Source organism: Mesorhizobium sp. M0998 (assembly GCF_040318885.1).
In the GTDB taxonomy this organism is placed as follows: domain Bacteria; phylum Pseudomonadota; class Alphaproteobacteria; order Rhizobiales; family Rhizobiaceae; genus Mesorhizobium.
Map to the genome: position 1 here is coordinate 1 of NZ_JAMYND010000070.1, position 19,513 is coordinate 19,513.

21 protein-coding genes and 1 pseudogene are annotated in these 19,513 nt (G+C 62.6%); 9 read left to right on the top strand and 13 right to left on the bottom strand.

The genetic code is table 11. From position 1 onward, the window contains the following. Nucleotides 1-243: 243 nt before the first annotated feature. Both NKH59_RS31890 and NKH59_RS31895 read right to left on the bottom strand, forming a co-directional pair. On the bottom strand, nucleotides 244-1,068 hold the full coding sequence (locus tag NKH59_RS31890; RefSeq protein ID WP_353024216.1) for a L,D-transpeptidase: 825 nt from the start codon (nucleotides 1,066-1,068) through the stop codon (nucleotides 244-246). A 175-nt stretch (nucleotides 1,069-1,243) separates the two neighbouring features. Next, nucleotides 1,244-1,906: a haloacid dehalogenase type II gene (locus NKH59_RS31895; protein ID WP_352507472.1), complete on the bottom strand. Its 663-nt coding sequence runs from the start codon at nucleotides 1,904-1,906 to the stop codon at nucleotides 1,244-1,246. 151 nt (nucleotides 1,907-2,057) lie between these two features. Here NKH59_RS31895 and NKH59_RS31900 point away from each other — a divergent pair, with 151 nt between their 5' ends. The 4 genes from NKH59_RS31900 to NKH59_RS31915 all read left to right on the top strand — a co-directional run bounded on the left by NKH59_RS31900 (nucleotide 2,058) and on the right by NKH59_RS31915 (nucleotide 5,218). Further along, nucleotides 2,058-2,936 (top strand): branched-chain amino acid aminotransferase, encoded by an 879-nt coding sequence (locus tag NKH59_RS31900; RefSeq protein WP_352470990.1) that lies wholly within the window; start codon nucleotides 2,058-2,060, stop codon nucleotides 2,934-2,936. A 107-nt stretch (nucleotides 2,937-3,043) separates the two neighbouring features. Then, nucleotides 3,044-3,640 carry a superoxide dismutase gene (locus tag NKH59_RS31905; protein WP_023677850.1) on the top strand — a complete coding sequence of 199 codons (597 nt, stop codon included), beginning with the start codon at nucleotides 3,044-3,046 and terminating at the stop codon, nucleotides 3,638-3,640. A gap of 174 nt (nucleotides 3,641-3,814) precedes the next feature. Continuing rightward, nucleotides 3,815-4,258: a c-type cytochrome gene (locus NKH59_RS31910; RefSeq protein WP_352449059.1), complete on the top strand. Its 444-nt coding sequence runs from the start codon at nucleotides 3,815-3,817 to the stop codon at nucleotides 4,256-4,258. Nucleotides 4,259-4,267: 9 nt separating this feature from the next. Continuing rightward, nucleotides 4,268-5,218 (top strand): cytochrome c, encoded by a 951-nt coding sequence (locus tag NKH59_RS31915; protein ID WP_353024218.1) that lies wholly within the window; start codon nucleotides 4,268-4,270, stop codon nucleotides 5,216-5,218. A gap of 11 nt (nucleotides 5,219-5,229) precedes the next feature. Here the strand turns inward: NKH59_RS31915 and NKH59_RS31920 are convergent, their stop codons facing one another. The 3 genes from NKH59_RS31920 to NKH59_RS31930 form a co-directional block, all read right to left on the bottom strand. Next, on the bottom strand, nucleotides 5,230-5,613 hold the full coding sequence (locus NKH59_RS31920) for an SET domain-containing protein (protein ID WP_353000594.1): 384 nt from the start codon (nucleotides 5,611-5,613) through the stop codon (nucleotides 5,230-5,232). A 146-nt stretch (nucleotides 5,614-5,759) separates the two neighbouring features. After that, a complete protein-coding gene (locus tag NKH59_RS31925; protein WP_352501776.1) occupies nucleotides 5,760-6,386 on the bottom strand; it encodes a LysE family translocator in 627 nt (208 codons plus the stop codon). 77 nt (nucleotides 6,387-6,463) lie between these two features. Next, nucleotides 6,464-8,575: a S9 family peptidase gene (locus NKH59_RS31930; RefSeq protein ID WP_353024220.1), complete on the bottom strand. Its 2,112-nt coding sequence runs from the start codon at nucleotides 8,573-8,575 to the stop codon at nucleotides 6,464-6,466. A gap of 677 nt (nucleotides 8,576-9,252) precedes the next feature. Between NKH59_RS31930 and NKH59_RS31935 the strand changes: the two genes are divergently transcribed. Continuing rightward, nucleotides 9,253-9,678 (top strand): Ros/MucR family transcriptional regulator, encoded by a 426-nt coding sequence (locus NKH59_RS31935; protein WP_023677844.1) that lies wholly within the window; start codon nucleotides 9,253-9,255, stop codon nucleotides 9,676-9,678. A 104-nt stretch (nucleotides 9,679-9,782) separates the two neighbouring features. On the opposite strand, the gene NKH59_RS31940 is transcribed toward NKH59_RS31935, so the two are convergent. Both NKH59_RS31940 and NKH59_RS31945 read right to left on the bottom strand, forming a co-directional pair. Next, nucleotides 9,783-10,211: a SufE family protein gene (locus NKH59_RS31940; RefSeq protein ID WP_352471107.1), complete on the bottom strand. Its 429-nt coding sequence runs from the start codon at nucleotides 10,209-10,211 to the stop codon at nucleotides 9,783-9,785. Between the two features lie 113 nt (nucleotides 10,212-10,324). Beyond that, the gene (locus tag NKH59_RS31945) at nucleotides 10,325-10,693 is read right to left on the bottom strand and encodes a DUF5330 domain-containing protein (protein ID WP_352470996.1); all 369 of its coding nucleotides are present in this window, start codon (nucleotides 10,691-10,693) and stop codon (nucleotides 10,325-10,327) included. A 519-nt stretch (nucleotides 10,694-11,212) separates the two neighbouring features. On the opposite strand from NKH59_RS31945, the gene NKH59_RS31950 reads away from it, so the two are divergent. The 3 genes from NKH59_RS31950 to NKH59_RS31960 all read left to right on the top strand — a co-directional run bounded on the left by NKH59_RS31950 (nucleotide 11,213) and on the right by NKH59_RS31960 (nucleotide 14,148). Next, on the top strand, nucleotides 11,213-12,958 hold the full coding sequence (locus tag NKH59_RS31950) for an ATP-binding protein (RefSeq protein WP_353024225.1): 1,746 nt from the start codon (nucleotides 11,213-11,215) through the stop codon (nucleotides 12,956-12,958). Next, complete coding sequence (locus NKH59_RS31955) at nucleotides 12,933-13,706, top strand: peptidoglycan-binding domain-containing protein (protein ID WP_353024222.1); 774 nt, start codon at nucleotides 12,933-12,935, stop codon at nucleotides 13,704-13,706. Before NKH59_RS31950 ends, NKH59_RS31955 begins: the two co-directional genes overlap by 26 nt. 94 nt (nucleotides 13,707-13,800) lie before the next feature. After that, entirely contained in the window at nucleotides 13,801-14,148 is a 348-nt protein-coding gene (locus NKH59_RS31960) for a DUF1491 family protein (RefSeq protein WP_352501779.1), read from the top strand. An 11-nt stretch (nucleotides 14,149-14,159) separates the two neighbouring features. Here the strand turns inward: NKH59_RS31960 and NKH59_RS31965 are convergent, their stop codons facing one another. Beyond that, the gene (locus NKH59_RS31965; RefSeq protein WP_352470999.1) at nucleotides 14,160-15,170 is read right to left on the bottom strand and encodes a DUF2336 domain-containing protein; all 1,011 of its coding nucleotides are present in this window, start codon (nucleotides 15,168-15,170) and stop codon (nucleotides 14,160-14,162) included. A 187-nt stretch (nucleotides 15,171-15,357) separates the two neighbouring features. Here NKH59_RS31965 and NKH59_RS31970 point away from each other — a divergent pair, with 187 nt between their 5' ends. Further along, nucleotides 15,358-15,543, top strand: coding sequence for a hypothetical protein (locus NKH59_RS31970; protein WP_292658434.1), 186 nt, complete (start codon nucleotides 15,358-15,360; stop codon nucleotides 15,541-15,543). Nucleotides 15,544-15,557: 14 nt separating this feature from the next. Here NKH59_RS31970 and NKH59_RS31975 read toward each other — a convergent pair whose 3' ends face one another. From NKH59_RS31975 to groEL, 5 genes and pseudogenes are all read right to left on the bottom strand, one after another. Further along, nucleotides 15,558-16,106 carry a DUF1254 domain-containing protein gene (locus NKH59_RS31975; RefSeq protein WP_352471000.1) on the bottom strand — a complete coding sequence of 183 codons (549 nt, stop codon included), beginning with the start codon at nucleotides 16,104-16,106 and terminating at the stop codon, nucleotides 15,558-15,560. Continuing rightward, on the bottom strand, nucleotides 16,099-16,683 hold the full coding sequence (locus NKH59_RS31980; protein ID WP_352471001.1) for a DUF1214 domain-containing protein: 585 nt from the start codon (nucleotides 16,681-16,683) through the stop codon (nucleotides 16,099-16,101). Before NKH59_RS31980 ends, NKH59_RS31975 begins: the two co-directional genes overlap by 8 nt. Before the next feature lie 96 nt (nucleotides 16,684-16,779). Next, nucleotides 16,780-18,939: a transglycosylase domain-containing protein gene (locus NKH59_RS31985; protein WP_352471002.1), complete on the bottom strand. Its 2,160-nt coding sequence runs from the start codon at nucleotides 18,937-18,939 to the stop codon at nucleotides 16,780-16,782. Between the two features lie 154 nt (nucleotides 18,940-19,093). Next, on the bottom strand, nucleotides 19,094-19,255 hold the full coding sequence (locus tag NKH59_RS31990) for a hypothetical protein (protein WP_352501782.1): 162 nt from the start codon (nucleotides 19,253-19,255) through the stop codon (nucleotides 19,094-19,096). Between the two features lie 82 nt (nucleotides 19,256-19,337). Beyond that, a pseudogene (gene groEL / locus NKH59_RS31995) lies at nucleotides 19,338-19,513 on the bottom strand (chaperonin GroEL); the annotation flags it as partial.

Genomic DNA, 19,513 nt, shown 5'->3' on the forward strand with positions numbered 1-19,513 from the left:
AGGCGAGGAGGTCGCGTCGACCTTAATCAAGACGCTTCGGTGCGAGTGGATCCACGGCTTCATCGCCGACTTCTTCAACACTATCGCTCATGAGCTGTCACCGGCGGCGTCTGCACACGGCGCGGCAAAATCCGCTGCTCAACGAAAGCGTCAAATCCAAAGGCGGGCACCGGAACGGGCAAGCCGACGCTCGGCAAAACCAGCAGGAGCCGTGAGCAATCCCGCCTCCGCGCTTCCGTCAGCTCAGAAGATCGAGTCTGTGATCGCCTTGACCGGGCCGAGCAGGATCGATCCTTCCGGCACGCCGGCGTCGATCGGGATGGCTTTGCGGTTTGCTGTGGCCACCATCGGCTGGCCGATGTCGGCCGTCACCACGACCGGGGTCTTGTTCGGCACTCGGTCGTAGAGATCGATAATGTCCTGGTTCATCAGGCGAACACAGCCCGACGACACCGATTTGCCGATCGACCGCCATTCCGGCGAACCGTGCAAGCGGTAGAGCGTGTCCTGGTTACCCTGGAAGAGATAAAGCGCCCGCGCGCCAAGCGGGTTCTTGAGCCCACCGGGCATGCCGCCATTGTCGGCGCTGTACGGCTTCAACTCCGGCTGCCGGGCGATCATTTCGTCCGGCGGCGTCCATTTCGGCCATTTCTGCTTCCATTGGACCACGGCATCGCCCGACCATTCGAAGCCGGCGCGGCCGAGGCCGACGCCGTAGCGGATCGCCTGGCCCCCCGGGCGCACCAGATAGAGGAAGTGATTGGTGGTGTCGACGACGATGGTGCCCGGCTGCTGCCCGGTCGGATCGTCCACGATCTGCCGCAGGAACTGCGGGTCGATCTTGTCGACCGGTATGGCCGGCAGCTCGAAGCCGCCATCCGACATCGGCCCATACATCGTCACATAGTCGCCGAGCGCCGGCTCGACATAGGTCGGCGGCGGTGGCTCGACCGGTTGTTGCGACAGCGTGGTGCAACTGGAGACCGCGACCGAGGCGGCGCCAAGCGCTGCTGCGTTGAGAAAACCGCGACGGCTCAGGCGCAGAGAGGACGATGGGGGTGTGAACATGATTGCCTTTTTTAAGTCTCAAATCGCAACAAAGCATGAATACGCCCGGTTGCGCGCGGTTGCCCGAGCAATGCCCAGCGCGATAGGCGGTTCCAATTCTGGCCGCAGGGTGGACAAACAAAGGCAAAGCTGTGACTGGATCGTCACTGTTGCGCCGAGGCAACATGTCCGGCCGTCAAACCCCGGCGACCAGACCTTCAAGGGACGGCAGGATCAGGGCCGGTGGAAAATCCCGGTATTCCTCTGGCTGATTGGCGCGGTTGATCCACACCGTCCTGAAGCCGAATTTGGTGGCGCCGGCGACGTCCCAGCGGTTGGATGACTGGAAAGAGACAGCGCCCGGATAGAGGCGCCAGCCCGTGGTGACCATGTCGTAGACCGACGGATCGGTCTTGAAGCGCCTGACGCTGTCGACGGAAAAGACGTCGTCCAGGACCTGGTCGAGCGCGGCGGATTTGACGGCCGCTTCCAGCATCTCAGGCGAACCGTTGGACAGGATCGCCAGCCTTGCTCCCGATGCCTTGAGCGCCTTGAGCACGGCCGGCACCTCCGGATAGCAGTCCAGCCGCCAATAAGCCTCGAGCAGCTTCGCCCTCAGCCCGGCATCCGCGGATGGAACCTTGCGCAGGGCGAAGTCGAGCGCCTGCTCGGTGAGCTGCCAGAAATCGGCGTAGGCCCCCATCAGCGTCCTGACCCAGGAATATTCCAGCTGCTTGGCGCGCCAGATATCGGACAGCAACTGGCCGTCCGGCCCGATCTGGTCGGCGTGACGGCGCACGGCCGCATGCACGTCGAACAGCGTGCCATAGGCGTCGAAAACGTAAGCCGCGAACTGCATTCGACAGTTTTGAGGCCGCGTAAGGCAAGGCGCAAGCGCTGATTGCAGTCCGCCAGCCCGCTGGCCTCAACAAATCTCAGCCAAGCCGGTTGACGGCGGCCGCCAAAGCATCTTCCAATGCGCCGCAACAAGCATCGAACGGAACCTGGCAATGACACTGGCGACTGCGGCGCAATCCGCGACATGGACCTTCGTCGACGGCGACTGGTACGAGGGCAATGTTGCCATTCTAGGGCCGCGCAGCCACGCCATGTGGCTCGGCACCAGCGTGTTCGACGGCGCCCGCTGGTTCGAGGGCGTCGCTCCCGATCTCGATCGCCATGCAGCGCGGGTAAATGCCTCGGCGATCGCGCTCGGCCTGAAGCCGACGATGAGCACCGACAGGATCGTCGGGCTGACCTGGGACGGGCTGAAGAAGTTCGACGGCAAGACGGCGGTCTACATCAGGCCGATGTATTGGGCCGAGCATGGCGGCTATATGGGCGTGCCGGCCGACCCGGCCTCGACGCGTTTTTGCCTTTGCCTCTATGAATCGCCGATGATCTCGCCGGCGGGTTTTTCGGTGACGGTGTCGCCGTTCCGGCGCCCGACCATCGAAACCATGCCGACCAATGCCAAGGCCGGCTGCCTTTATCCCAACAACGGCCGGGCCATCCTCGAAGCCAAGATGCGCGGCTTCGACAATGCGCTCGTGCTCGACATGCTGGGCAATGTCGCCGAGACCGGCACGTCGAATATTTTTCTGGTCAAGGACGGCCATGTCCTGACGCCGGCGCCGAACGGCACCTTCCTTTCCGGCATCACCCGCGCGCGCACCATGGCCCTGCTTGGCGAATACGGCTTCACGACGACAGAAAAGACGCTGTCGATCCGCGATTTCCTGGAGGCGGACGAAATCTTCTCGACCGGAAACCACTCGAAAGTGGTGCCGGTCACCCGTATCGAGGATCGCAATCTGCAGCCCGGACCGGTGGCCAAGAAGGCGCGCGAACTCTATTGGGAATGGGCGCATTCGACTTCGCCCGGCTGACCCGCTAAAAAGCGGCCGGCGCTTCGTTTCCGGAGTTGTTCCAGACCAATCCAGTCCTATGTTAGTCCGGTATCGACACCGGATTTTTCCACGAGGGAGTACGACCGATGGCTTTTGAATTGCCCGCCTTGCCCTATGATTACGAGGCTTTGCAGCCTTATATGTCCAAGGAAACGCTGGAATATCATCACGACAAGCACCACAAGGCCTATGTCGACAACGGCAACAAGCTGGCCGCCGAGGCGGGCATGGGCGATTTGTCGGTCGAAGAGGCCGTCAAACAGTCCTTCGGCAAGAATGCGGGCCTCTTCAACAATGCCGCCCAGCACTACAATCACATCCATTTCTGGAAATGGATGAAGAAGGGCGGCGGTGGCAACAAGCTGCCGGGCGCATTGCAAAAGGCGGTCGACAGCGATCTTGGTGGCTATGACAAGTTCAAGGCCGACTTCATCGCCGCCGGCACCACCCAGTTCGGTTCGGGCTGGGCCTGGGTCTCGGTCAAGGACGGCAAGCTGGCGATCTCGAAGACGCCGAATGGCGAGAACCCGCTCGTCCATGGCGCGACGCCGATCCTCGGCGTCGATGTCTGGGAACATTCCTATTACATCGATTATCGCAACGCCCGGCCGAAATACCTCGAAGCCTTCGTCGACAGTCTCATCAACTGGGACTATGTGCTCGAACTCTACGAAAAGGCCTGATCCGTTCCAGAAAGCCCCGGCAGAACCGGGGCTTTTCTTTTTCAGCATCAGAACGACAGCTGCAAAAATTTCACGCAAGCGTGAGGCGAAGCGTCGGAATTTTTAAGCCATCCTTGCCGTTTGTCATCGGGGTGGGACCGCATCCTGAACTGCCTTCAACATGGAGCCAAGTGAATGAGAAAGCTTATCCTCGCCATCTCGATGCTCGCCTTCGCTGGTTCGGCGGCATTTGCCGACCCGGTAGCCGACCGGCAGGCCCTGATGAAGGAACGTGGCAAGATCGCCGCCGGCTTGTCGAAAGTGGTCAAGGGCGAGACGCCCTACGACGCAGCTTCGGTGCTGACGGCGTTGCAGGCACTGCAGGTCAATGCCGAGAAATTCCATGCCGGCGTCGACACGCTTTTCCCGGCCGGCAGCGACACCGGCGACACCACGGCGTCCCCAAAAATCTGGCAGGACATGGCCGGCTTCAAGACGGCTGAAGGCAAGTACCTCGCCGACGTCAAGGCGGCGGTCGCCGCAGCACCTGCGGATGCCGACGCGTTGAAGGCGCAGTTCAACACCATTGGCGGCGGCTGCGGCAACTGCCATCAAAACTACCGGGTAAAAAAAGGCTGATAGCGGGCAATGCGCTTGCTGAAGAAATTTGTCGGCGCCGCCCTCGTTCTGGGCGGCGCGGCCGCGATTGCCGGCTGGTTGCTGTCGGCTCCGGTCAGGCTCGATGCCGCAACGCTGGCTGAGCTTGGTCCCGGCGACGCCGTCAGGGGCAAGCGCATCTTCTACGCCGGCGGCTGCACATCCTGTCATGCCAAGCCCGGCTCGCAAGGCGACGCCCGCCTTCGGCTGGTCGGCGGCCTTGAGCTCAAGACGCCGTTCGGCAGCTTCGTGCCGCCGAACATATCGCAGGATACCAGGGACGGCATCGGCGCCTGGTCGGTCGAGGATCTTGCCAACGCCATGCTGAAGGGCGTGTCGCCGTCGGGCGAGCATCTCTATCCGGCATTTCCCTATGCTTCCTACGCGCGCATGAAGCCGGCCGACATTGCCGATCTCTATGCATTCCTGAAGACGTTACCCGCGGTCGCCGGCAAGGCGCCCGCCAATTCGCTCGCATTTCCCTTCAACGTCCGACGCGGTCTTGGCTTGTGGAAGCTGCTCTATTTGAGTGACCAGCCGGTCGTTTCCTTTCCCAACGGCACACCGGATCCGGTGGTGACAGGCCGCTATCTGGTCGAAGGCCCCGGCCATTGCGGCGAATGCCACACGCCGCGGGATCTTGCCGGCGGCACCAGGAAGAGCCAGTGGCTGGCAGGTGCGGCCGCCGCCGAAGGCAGCGGCATCGTGCCGAACATCACGTCGGGCGAGGGCGGCATCGCGGACTGGTCCGAGGCCGACATCGCCAACTATCTCGAAACCGGCTTCACGCCGGATTTCGATACGGTCGGCGGCGCAATGGTCGACGTGCAGCGCAACATGGCCGTGCTGACCCCGGAGGACCGCGCGGCGATCGCGGCCTACCTGAAAGCCGTGCCGCCGCACCCCAACGGCTATCCGGCGCGCAAGAAGCCGTCGAGCTGACGGCCGTTGCGTCAGCGGTCGCCGAGAAAGTCGAAGCCGGTTTCGAAGAAGTGATTGTAGTCGCAGGTCATTTCCTCGCCGGGCGCAATGTCGCGCAAGGCATAGGTCTCCTCCGGCTGCGAGACATCGCAATTCGGGTCGTCGGCATGGTTCATGTAGCGCGCATCGTCGGCTTCGAAGACGATGTAGTTCGGGTCGCGCCGGTCCGGATAGGCGTAGCGGTCGAGATAGGTTCTGACCGGCCCGGTTTCCCGCTCATAGGCCGCTACCTCGATGCGCCGGTCGTATTTCGGGTCGAGCTTCCAGACCAGCGTGCCGCGGGCAATGTGGTTCTTGGCAAAGACGCCGATGCCCTGGATGGGCGATTTGTCGAGATAGACATCGACGAGCAACATGGCAGATCCCTGGGTGATTGTGTGTTGGCGAGGGCTGTGAAAAGGCCGCGCACTGGGTAGCGCGCGGCCTTTGCAATTGCGAGCGGAAAATCAGCTGTGCCTGCCCATTATCCGAAGCCTCGTACGGCTCGTCGCCTATCGAGACCCTAGCGCTGTTGCAGCGCCAGCCGGATGCCTAAGGCGCAATAGATACCGCCGACAGCCTTGCCTTGCCATCTCAGCACCGTCGGGTTTCGGCGCAGGAATGCACCGAGGCCGCCCGCACCCACGGCGAAAACCACCGTGCTGACGAGGCCCAACAGAACAAAGATGACGCCCAATATCGCCAGTTGAAGCATCACCGATCCGTTTTCAGGCCGCACGAACTGCGGAAGAAATGCGAGGAAGAAAAGCGCGGTCTTGGGATTGAGAACCTCGGTCAAAACAGCTTGCCGAAATGCTTTGGCAGCGGGGATCGCAAGTGCGCCGGCGGCCGGATAGGCCGGCGTTTTCTCGATGATCGCGCGAATGCCGAGATAAATGAGGTAGGCTGCGCCGATGTACTTCACGATGCTGAAAAGCGCCGCCGACGTGGCAATGATCGCCGAAATGCCGACGATCGCCATGAAGGTGTGAACCACGTCGCCGGCCGCGATCCCGGCGCCGGTCGCAATGCCCACCCTGGTTCCGGAACTGGTTGCCCGCGCCACCGTCAGAAGAGTGGCGGGACCCGGGATGAAGACAAAGCCAAGCACAACCGCGACATAAGCTATCAACGTGGCGAGATCGATCATTGGTGGGCCCCGCAACTCTCACCGCCAATGAAGCCACGTCGCGGAACGGAAGGCAATGACCGCTCATCCGCCGATGTTCACGCCGCAAGCTCGGCCTTGCCTGTCACCTTCAGCGCGAAGGCGTAGGTGAAGGCGATTTCCTCCAGTCTTGAAAACCGGCCGGAGGCGCCGGCATGGCCTGAATCCAGGTTGATCTTGAACAGCACCGGATTCTCACCTGTCTTGCGGTCGCGCAACCGCGCCACCCATTTGGCCGGCTCCCAATAGGTGACGCGCGGGTCGGTCAGGCCGGCCAGCGCCAGAATCGGCGGATAGTCAAGCGCGGCGACATTGTCGTAGGGTGAATAGGCGGCGATGGTCCGGTAATCCTCCGCCGAAGCGATCGGATTGCCCCATTCCGGCCATTCCGGCGGCGTCAGCGGCAAGCTGGCGTCGAGCATGGTGGAGAGCACGTCGACGAAGGGAACCTCGGCGACGACGGCGCCGAAGCATTGCGGCGCCATGTTGGCGACCGTGCCCATCAGCATGCCGCCGGCGGAACCGCCTTGCGCGACAATGCGGTCATGCTGTGTATAGCGCTCGGCGACGAGATGCTGGGCGACCGCGATGAAATCGGTGAACGTATTCATCTTGTTCGCCCGCTTGCCGTCGTCGTACCAGCCATAGCCCTTGTCCTTGCCGCCGCGAACATGGGCTATCGCGTAGGCAAAGCCGCGGTCGACCAGCGAAAACAGATTGGTGTTGAACGCGGACGGGACGGTGATGCCGTAGGAGCCGTAGCCGTAAAGCAGGCAAGGTGCGGACCCGTCGAGCGGCGTGTCGCGGTGATGGAGGAGCGAGATCGGCACCAGTTCGCCGTCGGCGGCAGGCGCCATCAGCCGGCGCGTGACGTAGTGCTCCGGGTTGTGGCCGGACGGCACTTCCTGGGTCTTGAGCAGCATCCGCTCGCGGGTGCGCATGTTGTAATCGAAGACCTGCGCCGGGGTCGTCATCGACGAATAGGAAAAGCGCATGATCTCGGTGTCGTATTCGTAGGAGCCGGACAGGCCGAGCGAGAAGGCCTCCTCGTCGAAGGAGATCAGGTGCTCCTCGCCGCTCTTGCGGTCGCGCACGACGATGCGCGGCAGGCCTTCCTTGCGCTCGAGCCGGACCATGTGGTCCTTGAAGCCGATCACCGAAAGGATCAACCGGCCCGCTTCGTGCGGCACTAGTTCCTGCCAGTTGGCGCGCACCGGATCGTGGGCCGGCGCCGTCATGATCTTGAAGTCCTTGGCGCCGTCGGCATTGGTGAGGATGAAGAAGATGTCGCCGCCTTCCTCGAGTTCGTACTGCAGGCCGGTCTGGCGCGCCGCAACCAGCTTCGGCTCTGCGAACGGATCGTTGGCGCTCATGATACGGTATTCCGAGGTCTCATGGTCGTTGATGCCGATCATGATCCACTCGTTGGAGCGCGTGCCGCCGACATCCATGAAGAAGCCCGGATCGGTCTCCTCGTAGATCAGCCGGTCGTTTTCAGGACCGTCGCCAAGCGCATGGAACAGCACTTTGGAAGGACGGTGGTTGGGGTCGAGGCGGGTGTAAAAAAAACCGTCATTGCCGGCATCCCACACACCGCCGCCGCCGGTGTCCGGGACCCTGTCCGCCAGATCGTTGCCGCCGGCCAGATCGCGGACGCGCAGCGTGTAGAATTCGGAACCCTTGTCGTCGAAGGCCCAGAGCAGCTTGCTGTGGTCGTGCGAATGATCGACGCCGCCCAGGCGGAAATAGGGCTTGCCCTCGGCCTCGGCATCGCCGTCGAGCAATATCTGCTTGTCGCCGCCGTCACGCGCCGTGCGGAAATAACGCGGCTGCTGGCCGCCAAGCTTGAAGGAGGAGCCGTAGGCGTAAGGTCCGTCCTTCATCGGCACGGAAGAATCGTCTTCCTTGATGCGTCCCTTCATTTCCGCGAAAAGCTGCTTCTGCAGTTGGACGGTATCGGCCATCAGCGCCGCCTGGTAAGCATTCTCGGCTTCGAGGTGGGCGCGGATTTGGCCGTCGAGCAGGGACGGATCCCTGAACATCTCTTGCCAATTGGCGGCCCTCAGCCAGCCATAATCGTCCGTCCGCGTTATGCCGTGATGCGTGTCGAAGATCGGCCGCTTCTCCGGCTGCGGCGGCGTGGCGGTCGGAAACACTGGGGTTCTGGTCATTGCGTCTCGCTGTGGAAGCTACTTGAATGGCGAATGAACACGCCGAGCAGCGCGGGTTCAAGGGCTATGATCTATTGTCGTGGTGGCTCGAGAGGACGGGCTGGAGGAACGGATAACGAATATTTCTTCTCGGACTGCCGCGGTTCTCGCCGTCGCTGCGATGACCCTGCCAGTGCCGGTCAATCTCATGCAACTGCCTTCGCGGCTTGGCAAGTGGCCGATATGGCTGGGTCTACGGAAATACATTACCCCATTTCAATGACACAGCGCACCGCTCCGGCGACGGCTCGCGAGCAACAGTAACGCTTCGCAACCTATGATTTTACTGAATCCACCGATCATCCAGGCTGTAATGCCGCCGGCAGGGTCAAGCATCGAACTCTATTTACCTGCTGCCGTTTGTGTAATGGCTGCTTGCCGCCGCGTCAGTCGATGCTGGTCTGACCAGAAAAAACGGCAAGGTTACACTTTGCACGAAAGAGTGAAGCTGAATGAGGAATATTTGACTTGTATCGCTGAATAGACCGCAAGAAGCGAATTGACTTACTTGGCGCTCAGGCTCATTAAGATGCCGCGACGCGAATCGCGGAGGCTTTTTCCTGCACAAGTTCGCGCGATGCCCTGCCTGCCAAAAATAGGGCGTAGACAGAAACAATTCTCGTTGGGACCTGAACGCCATGGATATTACCGAAACACCTTCCAGAAACAGTGACGCGCTGATCGAGCTCACCGCCGATGTGGTGGCCGCCTATGTCAGCAACAATCCCGTGCCGGTCGGCGAACTGCCGAACCTCATCGCCGATGTCCATGCCGCTCTCGGGCGCGTCGGCGGGGCCGCCGAGCAGCCGCCTGCCGACAAGCAGAAGCCGGCGGTAAATCCGAAGCGGTCGGTGCATGACGACTACATCATCTGTCTCGAAGACGGCAAGAAGTTCAAGTCGCTCAAGCGTCACTTGATGACCCACTATGATCTGACGCCCGACCAGTATCGCGAAAAGTGGAACCTGGACCCGAGCTATCCAATGGTTGCGCCCAATTATGCGGCCGCCCGTTCGCAGCTCGCCAAGAAGATGGGTCTCGGCCGCAAGCGCAAGGGACGCTGACAACCGGCTCTTCCGGTTTGACACTCAAACGGCGCCTGCGGGCGCCGTTTTGTATTATGGGGTCAAGGTCGAACCCGCCATGCCCGCCAGCAACTGCCGTGCGGTCAGGCGGTCTGCTTCAACGCTGCCTCGGCGTCACGCTTGATGCGCTTGACCATCGAGCGGAGACCATTGGCGCGCTGCGGCGACAGGTGCTCGTCAAGTCCGAGCGCCTTTAGCGTTGCCTCGGCGTCGGTCCTCTGGATTTCGCTGGCCGGCCGTCCCGAAAACAGCGCCAGCATGATGGCGACCAGGCCGCGCACGATATGGGCGTCGGAATCGCCCTTGAAGGTGATAACGGGGTCGGCACCCCCGCCCTGTTCGGTGGTCAACCAGACCTGGCTGACGCAGCCGGGCACCTTGTTTGCCGGTATGCGTTGCTCATCGGGAAACGGCGGCAGCGCTTCACCCAGTTCAATCACATAGCGATAGCGGTCTTCCCACTCGTCGAGCAGGGAAAAGTCGTCGCGGATGGTCTGGATCGTCGTCGTCATGCCCCCGGATATAGTCATCCAGCGCTGCCACGTCACGGAAAAAGAGGAGAAACGCCGCAGGCGCCGGGCATGGGGAGCCTTGCGGTCCGGCGATGAATTCGGCCGAAACAGTCTCAGTTCTTCGCCGGCAAGTGCAGTTTCGCCGGCAGATCGACTTTCGCCGGCAAGACGATTTCCCCGGGCACGCTGCCGGTAGTCGTCACTGTATCGGGTTCAGCGGCCTTGTCGTCCAGCATGGCAGCCGCGATCTTGGCGGTCTCCTTTGCCCGGGCGGTGATGGTATGCATTGCCGATTTGCCGGTCTCGCACACGTCCGGCTTGCGCTCGCAGATGCCAGCGATATCGCCGACGGCTTCGCGCGCCGCAAACAGCGCCTGGAGCGGCCCGACGCTTTCGCGGCCCGCATCATCGGCGCCGACACCCAGCGGCAGCGCCAGAAGCACCAGCGAAAACCAGAAAGCAGCTCTTATCAGAAAGCCCATCTGTCTGTCCTTTATGACGGTCATGCCTCCGAACCGCACGACCCTTGTACCGCGATACTGACACAGACGCGCAAAGGACGGCTTGTCCCGAAAGCAACAGTTTTCCTCAAATTTTAGGCAGATTCGAAACGAAGCGTTTTGAAGTTCATTTGCCTCGAACGGTTCAGATTTTATTCAGCAAATAATAACTATCCAACCTATTGTTTTTCATGATCATTTTCTTAATCGGCGACAGGTTGATGCCATTGGTCGCAGGTGCAGGCGCGGGCGGTGTGGATAACGCTCCGTTTACTATGGCGACAATTGCCCCGGTTTTTCCCCGCCGGTATCCCGATATTTGCAGCCAGCCGGGGGACGATCAGCCCAGCCTTATCCATTCCTTAAACGCTGGATGCGAGTTTCGGATCGACAAAAGCCGCCTGCAAAGCAGGGCCTTTCACGACCGGGTGCGTTGAGTTGAGTGCGATCAAGGCCAGATACGCCGAGTTGCCGGGCGCGATAGCCGCCGGTTGCGAACGGATGGTTCATCCGTCCGTACTCGGCCAGAGCGATCGTCGCCGCCACAGCCGGTTCATTGGCGTCATGCTGGCGGCGCCTTTCTTCAGCGCGGGTGCAGCGGTGACGCTGGTCACGTCGGGAATGGGCGCGGCCGTGACTGTGGCTGCGATCTTTGCGGCGTTCGGCCTTTGCTGGTTCGCCGCCCTGCTGGTGGCTGCCTCGGGCAAGATGACCCTGGCCGGCCAACTCGCCTTGGTCGTCGGCAGCGTTGCCCTCGGTGCCCTTATCGCTGCCGCCGGCGGTGTGGCCTCGCCGGTTGCCTTGCTCGCAGTGGCGCTGCCGTTTGAAGCGTGGTGGATCGGCCAATCGCGCCGTGCCGTGGTCTGGGGCGCCATATCGGCCCTGGTCGCAGTCTTGCTGCAGCCTTTCGCCGGTTCGGTCTTGCCGCTCGGCCAGACCGAAATCGCCGCATGGCACTGGCTGGTACCACTGGCCTGGGCACTCACGCTCATTCCGCGTATCGCTCCGCTTCGCGGCGCCGCCAACGCACAGCTCGATCCGGCCGGCAGCCACCGGCTCGAAGACCTGATCGACGCCGTCGTGCTGCGAATCGCTGCGCATGGTGAGGTTCTGGACGTCTCGGCTAAGGCACGCACTATGCTGAGGCTGCCGCCGGAGCTGCTTTTCGGCACCGGACTTTTCGATCGCATCCATCTGTCCGACCGCGTCCCGTATCTCAGTGCGCTGGCCGATATGCGCGATGGCGCCCTGTCGCACCGGCTCGACCTTCGCGTCCGGCTGCCGCAGAGCAGCGGCGTGACGGCCGACAATTACCGGCCGTTCTCGCTCGAGATGATGCGCGCGCCGGGGCAGGAGACTGTCTTCACGCTTCTTCTGCGCGAGAACGACGAACTGGCCGGACTGCGCCAGGAGCTTGCCGCTGCCAATGAGGCGGCTGCCTCCGCCGAGGTGGCGAAAGGACGCTTCCTTGCCGTCGTCAGCCATGAGTTGCGCACCCCGCTCAATGCCATCATCGGTTTTTCCGACATGTTGCTGCACGAGATGTTCGGCAGCTTCAAGGATCCTCGCCAGAAGGAATATGTCGGCTTGGTCAGGGATTCGGGCCAGCACCTGCTTGCCGTCGTCACCTCGATACTCGACGTATCGCGGATCGAATCGGGCGCTTACGCGACCGAACCGGAACCGTTCCGCTTCCGCGAAGCGGTCGAGATGTGCCAATCGATGATGCGCCTGCAAGCCGAGGCAAAGGCTATCGATCTGCAGGCCCAGATCGCGCCGGACGCAGGCGAAATAAATGCCGACCGTCGCGCCGTGCAGCAGATCCTGATCAATCTCGTCTCCAACGCGATCAAGTTCACGCCCGAAGGCGGCAATGTCGTCATCGGCGCCAAGCGCATCGGCTCGCGGCTGCATTTCTGGGTCCGGGACACCGGCATCGGCATCGCCGAGGAAGATTTCGCCAATCTCGGCAAGCCGTTCATGCAGATCCAGAACGACTATACCCGCCGTTTCGAAGGCACAGGCCTCGGGCTTTCGCTGGTGAAGGGGCTGGTGGCGCTGCACGAGGGCACCATGTCGATCGAAAGCATGCCTGGCGAGGGCACCACGGTGACGATCAGCCTTCCCGTGAACGGCCCGACGGGCCGCTCGGCGGAGAAGGCCGGCGTGGTGCCGATGTCCGCAGTCAAAGCCAAGGCGGACGGTGGCAAAGGGGAGAGCAATGGGTCGCTCCGCAAAACAGCCTAGGGCGGTCAAACGCCGCGGCAATGCCTTCGGGCACGGAGCGATGGCGCTGGGCAGCCTGATCTCGCGCAATCCTGTTGTGGTCGGCGGCTCCACCGCGTTCCTGGTGACGCTGTTCTACGTCTCGGCGAACGCGCTTTGGTACCAGCCTTTTCCGCATGCCGGCGCGTTTTTCGCCACGAGGAGTATCGAGCGCTTTCCCCGGGCGGACAGCGACGAGCCCGAAACCACCATCAATATCGTGCGTCCGGCCGCTGCGCCGATGAAGAGCGACCCGGTCGTCGAGCAGGTCCAGGGCATATTGAAGGATCTCGATTTCTATTCCGGCACCGTCGACGGGATTCCCGGACCGAATACGCGCAAGGCCATCCAGGCCTATCAGCAGAAGGTCGGATTAAATGCCTCCGGCGAGATCGACAGCGTTTTGCGGGATCAACTGGGTGCCACGCCGACGACCGCAGCCGTGGTGCCGCATCCCGTGCCGCGGCCGGTCGAAACGGCCGCTGTTCCAACCGCCATTCCAGCGTCCGCACCGGCAAATGCGGTGGCGCAAACACCTGATCCCCGCATCGTCAAGATCCAGGCCGGACTGAAGGCGTTCGGCAATGACGACATGCGATTGGATGGCGTCGTCGGCGCGCGCACCAAGGCCGCGATCAAGGAATTCCAGGCGCTGTTCGGCTTGCCGGAGACCGGCGAGCCCGACGAGATCGTCTACGTCAAGATGCGCGAGATCGGCCTGACCAACTAAGGGTCGAAACGGCCGCTCGCCGATCGCCTCGCAAAGACCGGTTACGGTCTTCCGGCCAATGCTGTAAGGACCGCCGCATGTCCAGGACTTCTCCATGCGGGTAACCACCGATCTGTGGGTGTCGGCGCTGTTGCGCCGGGTTTTCAGCGCCGGCGGCTTTGCCGCCGTGGTCAAGCGCGGCGCGACGGAAGCCGGCGCGGTTTTCGTGCTGGCGCGGGGCAGGCAAGGGGAGATGGCGCTGTTCGGGCCGGCGCCGCAGACGAGTTACGATTCAGCCAGGCCGGACGACCGTTTTTTCAGCCTGCTTGGCGAAGGCGACGATGCCGCCATCTTCGACGCGCGGCTGGAGCGCGAGAAGAGATTCGATCCGGATATCTGGGTGGTCGAGATCGAGGCGGGCGCCATTCGCGTCGAGGAGCTTATCTCGGTCAAGGCGTCTTAACGGCAAGCCCTTCAGACGCGACGCGCCTTTGGGGTGGCGGTCATATCGGCGCTGTTCGGCTTGCGCAGGTCGGCATTTGCGGCGACGCGCCCAGGCTTGCGAACGATTTTCGACACGGTCTCGGCCTTCCAGCCGCGGAGCCTGTCCAACGCCGCGTCGCGGTGCAGCAGGCGGTAGCGGTCGAGGAAGATGCGGATCGCCTGCGGGTGCGGAAACTCGGTCGGATAGATGGCGGCCGTGATCAGGAACGCCTTGTCTTCGCTGAGGTCGAGCGCGCGCAAGGCGGCCAGCAGCGATGTGTAATTGTGGCTTGCGGTGAGCGTCCGCGCCGTTGAAAAATCGACTTCGAGCGCATCGGCGAGCGCTGTCTGGAAGAATGCCGCATTGCCGGTCAGCGCGGTCTCGCGCAGCTTGACATAGGTTTGTGGCTCGACGAACGGACTGATGGAGGCGCCGCTCTCGGCGCGCATCATGGATCGCAACCGGCGGCGTACAGTTTCAGCGGCATCGGAAGCCTCTTGCCTGTTGACCTCGCCCGCAACCACTTCGGCGTTTTCGGACGCGGCTTTGGCGGTTGTTTCCGGCTGCTGCTGCGACCGCACCAGCGTCGGCCTTTCGAGCACTTTGATGAGATCCGCGATCGTCTGATTGAGATCCTTGCGGCGGGCAATGGCACGGGCATGCGGCAGGCCGTGACGTCCGATCAGCGCGATCAGGTCGACGTCGCTGAGGGCGCGCGAGCGGATGAGCAGCGGAGCGGCGATGTCGACCCGCTCCTGGCAAAGCCGCCGCACCAGCGCGGCGGGTGCATATTCGCATTCGGAAAGGGCTGCCGCGACGTAGCGGCGCGATTCGACCGAGACATTCTCGAACAGCGGCAGCGTCAGGTCTTCGAGCTGCGCGATTTCCCGGCGCGAAGGCCGGGTGAGCGAGCAGAACGCCGATACCGCGGCGCGAAACAGCCTTTCGGCCTTTCCCGATTCAGCTCCTGCTGCGATTTGCCTGAAATCCGAAGCTGACACGAAGGATACGCCCGACACTCGACACGATCTGGACAGCGCTCTGCCGGGCTGTACCGGTTTCGCGTTTCCCAAGAACAAAGATCAATTTAGCGGCGATCCGTTAGCGCTCCGTTAACCTACTGCCTTCTTAATCGACTATGGAGGCGTTGCGTTGTGCTCCGGGGCAACCGAGAGGAATACGCGAACCATGGGCATGGTACTGTCTTTCGTGCCGCGAACGGCGGCAACCAATCGAGCACAACAAACCGCGCCGGCGGCAGTGATCATCTTTCCCGGGGTGCGCTACGAACAGCGGCCGCTGACCGGCGAAACGCGGCCGGCCGGCCCCGACAAGCCGGGACCTTCGGGAACATTGCCGGTACCGCATCACTGAGCATCGGAACCGGCTTAAAAATCCTGCAGTTCGCAGGAACTCTGTTCGAGAAACCGCGAGACGATCGGCTTCCAGCTGTCGTCGGGCACGAACGAACGGATGACGAATACGCCTTCCTCTATCGGCGCCTCGACGAAGATGGCCCCTTGCAGTTCCTCGGGAAGATCCTTGCGGACCTCGATCATCTGGGCCGGCGTCAGCACAACGGTGTCGAGCATGCCTGCGGTCGCGCTGTGGTCGTTGAACGAGTAGATGTTGTGGCCGCCGCGGTCATAGACCGATATCGACCAGAACGGCACCTTGCCCGGCGCCTTGACCCGCACCATCCCCTCGGCAAGATCGAAACGGCATGCCGCCGCATAAAATAGCGGATCGACCGATTTCACCACCGGCGCGCCGCCGGCTTCCGCGTCGAGCCTGGTCATCTTGTAGAGATCCGAAGCCATGGCCAATCGCGACCAGGCGTCGCGTTCGGAGAACTCGGGGACGAGCAGCAGCACGATGATGTGCACGATGCCGGCGCCGAGCAGGCCGAGCAGCACGGCATGCAGCAGGCTACGCATTGCAGCCGACCTTCTGGATTTGTGGCAGCGTGACGTCCGAGAGACCGGTGCTGCTGGCGATCGGCGTGTCGTAGAACGTAAGCACCAAGTACATCTTGCCGGCGCCGCTGGTCAGCAGCCAGTTGCCGGGCGCTGGGCGGCTGCCGACGGAAATGACCACCGAATTGTCGGCCTGGCGCAGCACTTGATAGGACTGCAGCGCAGCCGGCCTCGGCTTGCCGGTCTCGACCACGCCAAGCGACTGGTCGGCGGCATAAAGCGTCCAGAACCGGGCGGTGGGAAAGCCGCCCGCGATCTTGTAGGCACATTGCCGCTGGAGCTGTTCGCCGCCGGAATCGCGCTCGGCTATGAAGGACAGTCCTTCCGCCTGTCCGAGCGCCAGCACGCCTTCGCGAGCCACGCGGGCCTTCGAATAGGGATCTGCCGTCGGCGTGCCGATATCGGGGAAGGCGGTCCATTGGCCGATCCTGATGGCGCCGACGCCATCCTGCAGCTTCAGTGCATACCAGACGCTGCCGCCACCGCCGACGACGGCGATGGCAAGCGAAAGCAGTGTCAGGAAGGCGTTCTTGAGCATGAGGAGGCAGGGAACCGAAGGCCGGGACTGAAAGATTGCCGCTCGGGGATATCGCGGCGCAGGGCCTTGTGGCAAGCGGCCCCGCGCAATTGGGCGTCACAGCGCCGAGAGGGTTTCCGGTGCAGCGGGCGCGTCGAGCACGGGTGCCGCCTGGAACAGCCTGGTCAGTTCCTTCAGGGTCTGGGTGGTCCGGCTGGACAGCACCGGCGGACGCTCGGCGGCGGCATCGGCAGCTGCCTGTTCGGCGTTCTTCTTTTCCGCTTCCTCGGCCTTGGCGGCAATTTCGGCATCGACGAAGGGGTGATCGAGGCCGGGAATCGGTCTGAGGTCGATATTCTGGTGCGCATAGACCATCAGCCGCTGCCACACCATGGCCGGCAGCGTGCCGCCGGTCATCTTGTTGGTCGCGGTGAAGTCGTCATTGCCGAGCCAGACGGCGGCCGTGTAGTTGCCGGTAAAGCCGACAAACCAGGCATCGCGGTAGGACTGGGTCGTGCCGGTCTTGCCGGCGACGACGATGTTTGGAAGGGCCGCGCGCCGGGCAGTGCCGATCACCGGCACCGCCGCCAGCATGGTGTTCATGTATTTGAGCGCCTGCTCCGACAGCACCCGATGCGGCGGCGGCGCATCCTTGGCGAAGTCGTAGACCACCTCGCCGGTACGGGTGAAGAGTTGGCTGACGCCGTGCCGGGTTCCGGCAAGGCCGTTCTGGGCAAATACGCTGTAACCCGTCGCCTGGTCCATCACGGTCATGCCCGACGTGCCGAGCACCATGGTCTTGTGCGATTCCAGCGGCGACTCGACGCCCATCGCCTCGGCCATGGCCTTGATCGGCTTGATGCCGAGATAATCCTTGGCCAGCCGCACCGGCACCGTGTTGATCGATTTGGCCATCGCCGTGATCAGCGTGACGTTGCCGGCCGACCCGCCATTGTAATTGTGGGGCGACCAGCTGCCCCAGGAGATGGGTCCGCCGGAAACCACCGAATCCGGCGTGAAGCCATGCTCCATCGCCGTCGCATAGACATAGGGCTTGAACGAGGAGCCGGTCTGGCGAAGCGCTTTGGTGGCGCGGTTGAACTGGCTGGCGCCGTAGTCGCGGCCGCCGACGATCGCCCTGACCGCGCCATTGGTCTCGATGACGACGATGGCGCCCTCGGTGACGTTGTATTCCTTGCCGAACTGGCGGAGGTGGAACTCCATCGATTCTTCGGCCGCCTTCTGGATGTTGGCGTCGAAGGTGGTGTGGGCGACAAGCGAGTGCGGGCCGCCTTTGGCGGCGATCTTCTTGACCTCGTCGAAGGCCCAGTCGAGGTAGTAGTCGGGGCTCTTCTGCTCGCCGCGGTCGACGATTTCGGCCGGGTGTAATCTTGCCTGCAGCACCTGGCCTTCGGTCATGAAGCCGGAATCGACCAGGTTGGACAGCACCACATTGGCCCGCGCCCGGGCGGCGGGCAGGTTTATGTGCGGCGCATATTTGGTCGGCGCCTTGAACAGGCCGGCCAGCATCGCCGCCTCGGCAAGGTTCAGGTCCTTGACGCTCTTGCCGAAATAGAAATCGGCTGCCGCCTCGATGCCGAAGGTGCCGCCGCCCATATAGGCGCGGTCGAGGTAAAGCTGCAGGATTTCCTTCTTCGACAGATTGGCTTCGAGCCACAGCGACAGGAAGGCTTCCTTGATCTTGCGCTCGAATGTCCGCTCATTGGTCAGGAACAGGTTCTTGGCCAGCTGCTGGGTGATGCTCGAGCCGCCCTGGACGACGGAATTTGCCCGCACATTCTCGAATATGGCGCGCGACAGGCCGAGCACATCGATGCCGTAATGGTCGAAGAAACGGCGGTCTTCGGTCGCCAGCACCGCCTTGATGACATGGTCGGGCATCTCGTCGACCGGCACCGAATCGCGCTGGATGATGCCGCGCTGGCCGATCTCGTTGCCGTAGCGGTCGAGGAAGGTGACGGCGAAGTCGCCTTGCGTGCGCCAGTCGCCGGCGGTTATCTGGAAGGCCGGCAAGGCCAGCGCCAAAAGGACGACGATGCCGCCGGCACCGAGCGTAAAGCCTTCACTCAACAGTTCGATCAGGCCGCGGCGCCAGCCGTCGACACGGAAACGCCGCGAGAAGATGGTCGCCGCTTCCCAGAACTGGCGCGCCCTGAAGCCGATTTCGTAGACCGAGGAATCAATCCACGCATCCACCGCCAGCAGCCTTGCGGCGATCGGACCTCTTCTCTTGCGTGGTTCCAAAGGACTGGCCATTCCAGGATCCGGCTGCGGCGATGCCGCCAACTGAGAAACCGCATGCCGGCAATTTCACGGCGGCGCGCCGCTATGACTATTCGTCCATTTTGGCGCTGCCTACAAGGGCGATGAAGGTTCCGCGCTTGCGCGAGGTGCCGAGCATTGGCAGTCGTCACATGGGACGCTTGTCCGCGATCTTTTTCGGGTCGCGGCCTATCATGCCGGCGTTGGCTTTCCTGTGCTTGTCGGCAAGCCTGCGAATGCGATCGAAGCGGCTTTCCTCGGCCACTTCGATTTTCGCCGCTGCCTTTGGCTTCGGGACGAATGCGATCATTGATCGATCTCCTTGCCGATGGTGCGCGCCGGGGAAGATACCCCGGCGGCTGTCTTTCAGGCTTGTTTCCGGCAGTGGCTGGTCAATAGCCGATGCCGCCGGGCGAAGCAGCGGCTTCCTTCGCCGGAACGTCGGTGATCATGGCTTCCGCCGTGATCAGAAGCGCCGCAATGGAGCCCGCGTCCTGCAGCGCCGTCCGTACCACCTTCGCCGGGTCGACGATGCCGGCCTTGATCATGTCGACATAGACCTCGTTCT

Excerpts from the sequence above, each read along its gene's own strand:
- NKH59_RS31890 (WP_353024216.1), bottom strand. The coding sequence starts at position 1,068 with ATGTTCACACCCCCATCGTCCTCTCTGCGCCTGAGCCGTCGCGGTTTT.
- NKH59_RS31895 (WP_352507472.1), bottom strand. The coding sequence starts at position 1,906 with ATGCAGTTCGCGGCTTACGTTTTCGACGCCTATGGCACGCTGTTCGAC.
- NKH59_RS31900 (WP_352470990.1), top strand. The coding sequence starts at position 2,058 with ATGACACTGGCGACTGCGGCGCAATCCGCGACATGGACCTTCGTCGAC.
- NKH59_RS31905 (WP_023677850.1), top strand. The coding sequence starts at position 3,044 with ATGGCTTTTGAATTGCCCGCCTTGCCCTATGATTACGAGGCTTTGCAG.
- NKH59_RS31910 (WP_352449059.1), top strand. The coding sequence starts at position 3,815 with ATGAGAAAGCTTATCCTCGCCATCTCGATGCTCGCCTTCGCTGGTTCG.
- NKH59_RS31915 (WP_353024218.1), top strand. The coding sequence starts at position 4,268 with ATGCGCTTGCTGAAGAAATTTGTCGGCGCCGCCCTCGTTCTGGGCGGC.
- NKH59_RS31920 (WP_353000594.1), bottom strand. The coding sequence starts at position 5,613 with ATGTTGCTCGTCGATGTCTATCTCGACAAATCGCCCATCCAGGGCATC.
- NKH59_RS31925 (WP_352501776.1), bottom strand. The coding sequence starts at position 6,386 with ATGATCGATCTCGCCACGTTGATAGCTTATGTCGCGGTTGTGCTTGGC.
- NKH59_RS31930 (WP_353024220.1), bottom strand. The coding sequence starts at position 8,575 with ATGACCAGAACCCCAGTGTTTCCGACCGCCACGCCGCCGCAGCCGGAG.
- NKH59_RS31935 (WP_023677844.1), top strand. The coding sequence starts at position 9,253 with ATGGATATTACCGAAACACCTTCCAGAAACAGTGACGCGCTGATCGAG.
- NKH59_RS31940 (WP_352471107.1), bottom strand. The coding sequence starts at position 10,211 with ATGACGACGACGATCCAGACCATCCGCGACGACTTTTCCCTGCTCGAC.
- NKH59_RS31945 (WP_352470996.1), bottom strand. The coding sequence starts at position 10,693 with ATGGGCTTTCTGATAAGAGCTGCTTTCTGGTTTTCGCTGGTGCTTCTG.
- NKH59_RS31950 (WP_353024225.1), top strand. The coding sequence starts at position 11,213 with ATGGTTCATCCGTCCGTACTCGGCCAGAGCGATCGTCGCCGCCACAGC.
- NKH59_RS31955 (WP_353024222.1), top strand. The coding sequence starts at position 12,933 with ATGGGTCGCTCCGCAAAACAGCCTAGGGCGGTCAAACGCCGCGGCAAT.
- NKH59_RS31960 (WP_352501779.1), top strand. The coding sequence starts at position 13,801 with ATGCGGGTAACCACCGATCTGTGGGTGTCGGCGCTGTTGCGCCGGGTT.
- NKH59_RS31970 (WP_292658434.1), top strand. The coding sequence starts at position 15,358 with ATGGGCATGGTACTGTCTTTCGTGCCGCGAACGGCGGCAACCAATCGA.
- NKH59_RS31975 (WP_352471000.1), bottom strand. The coding sequence starts at position 16,106 with ATGCGTAGCCTGCTGCATGCCGTGCTGCTCGGCCTGCTCGGCGCCGGC.
- NKH59_RS31980 (WP_352471001.1), bottom strand. The coding sequence starts at position 16,683 with ATGCTCAAGAACGCCTTCCTGACACTGCTTTCGCTTGCCATCGCCGTC.
- NKH59_RS31985 (WP_352471002.1), bottom strand. The coding sequence starts at position 18,939 with ATGGCCAGTCCTTTGGAACCACGCAAGAGAAGAGGTCCGATCGCCGCA.
- NKH59_RS31990 (WP_352501782.1), bottom strand. The coding sequence starts at position 19,255 with ATGATCGCATTCGTCCCGAAGCCAAAGGCAGCGGCGAAAATCGAAGTG.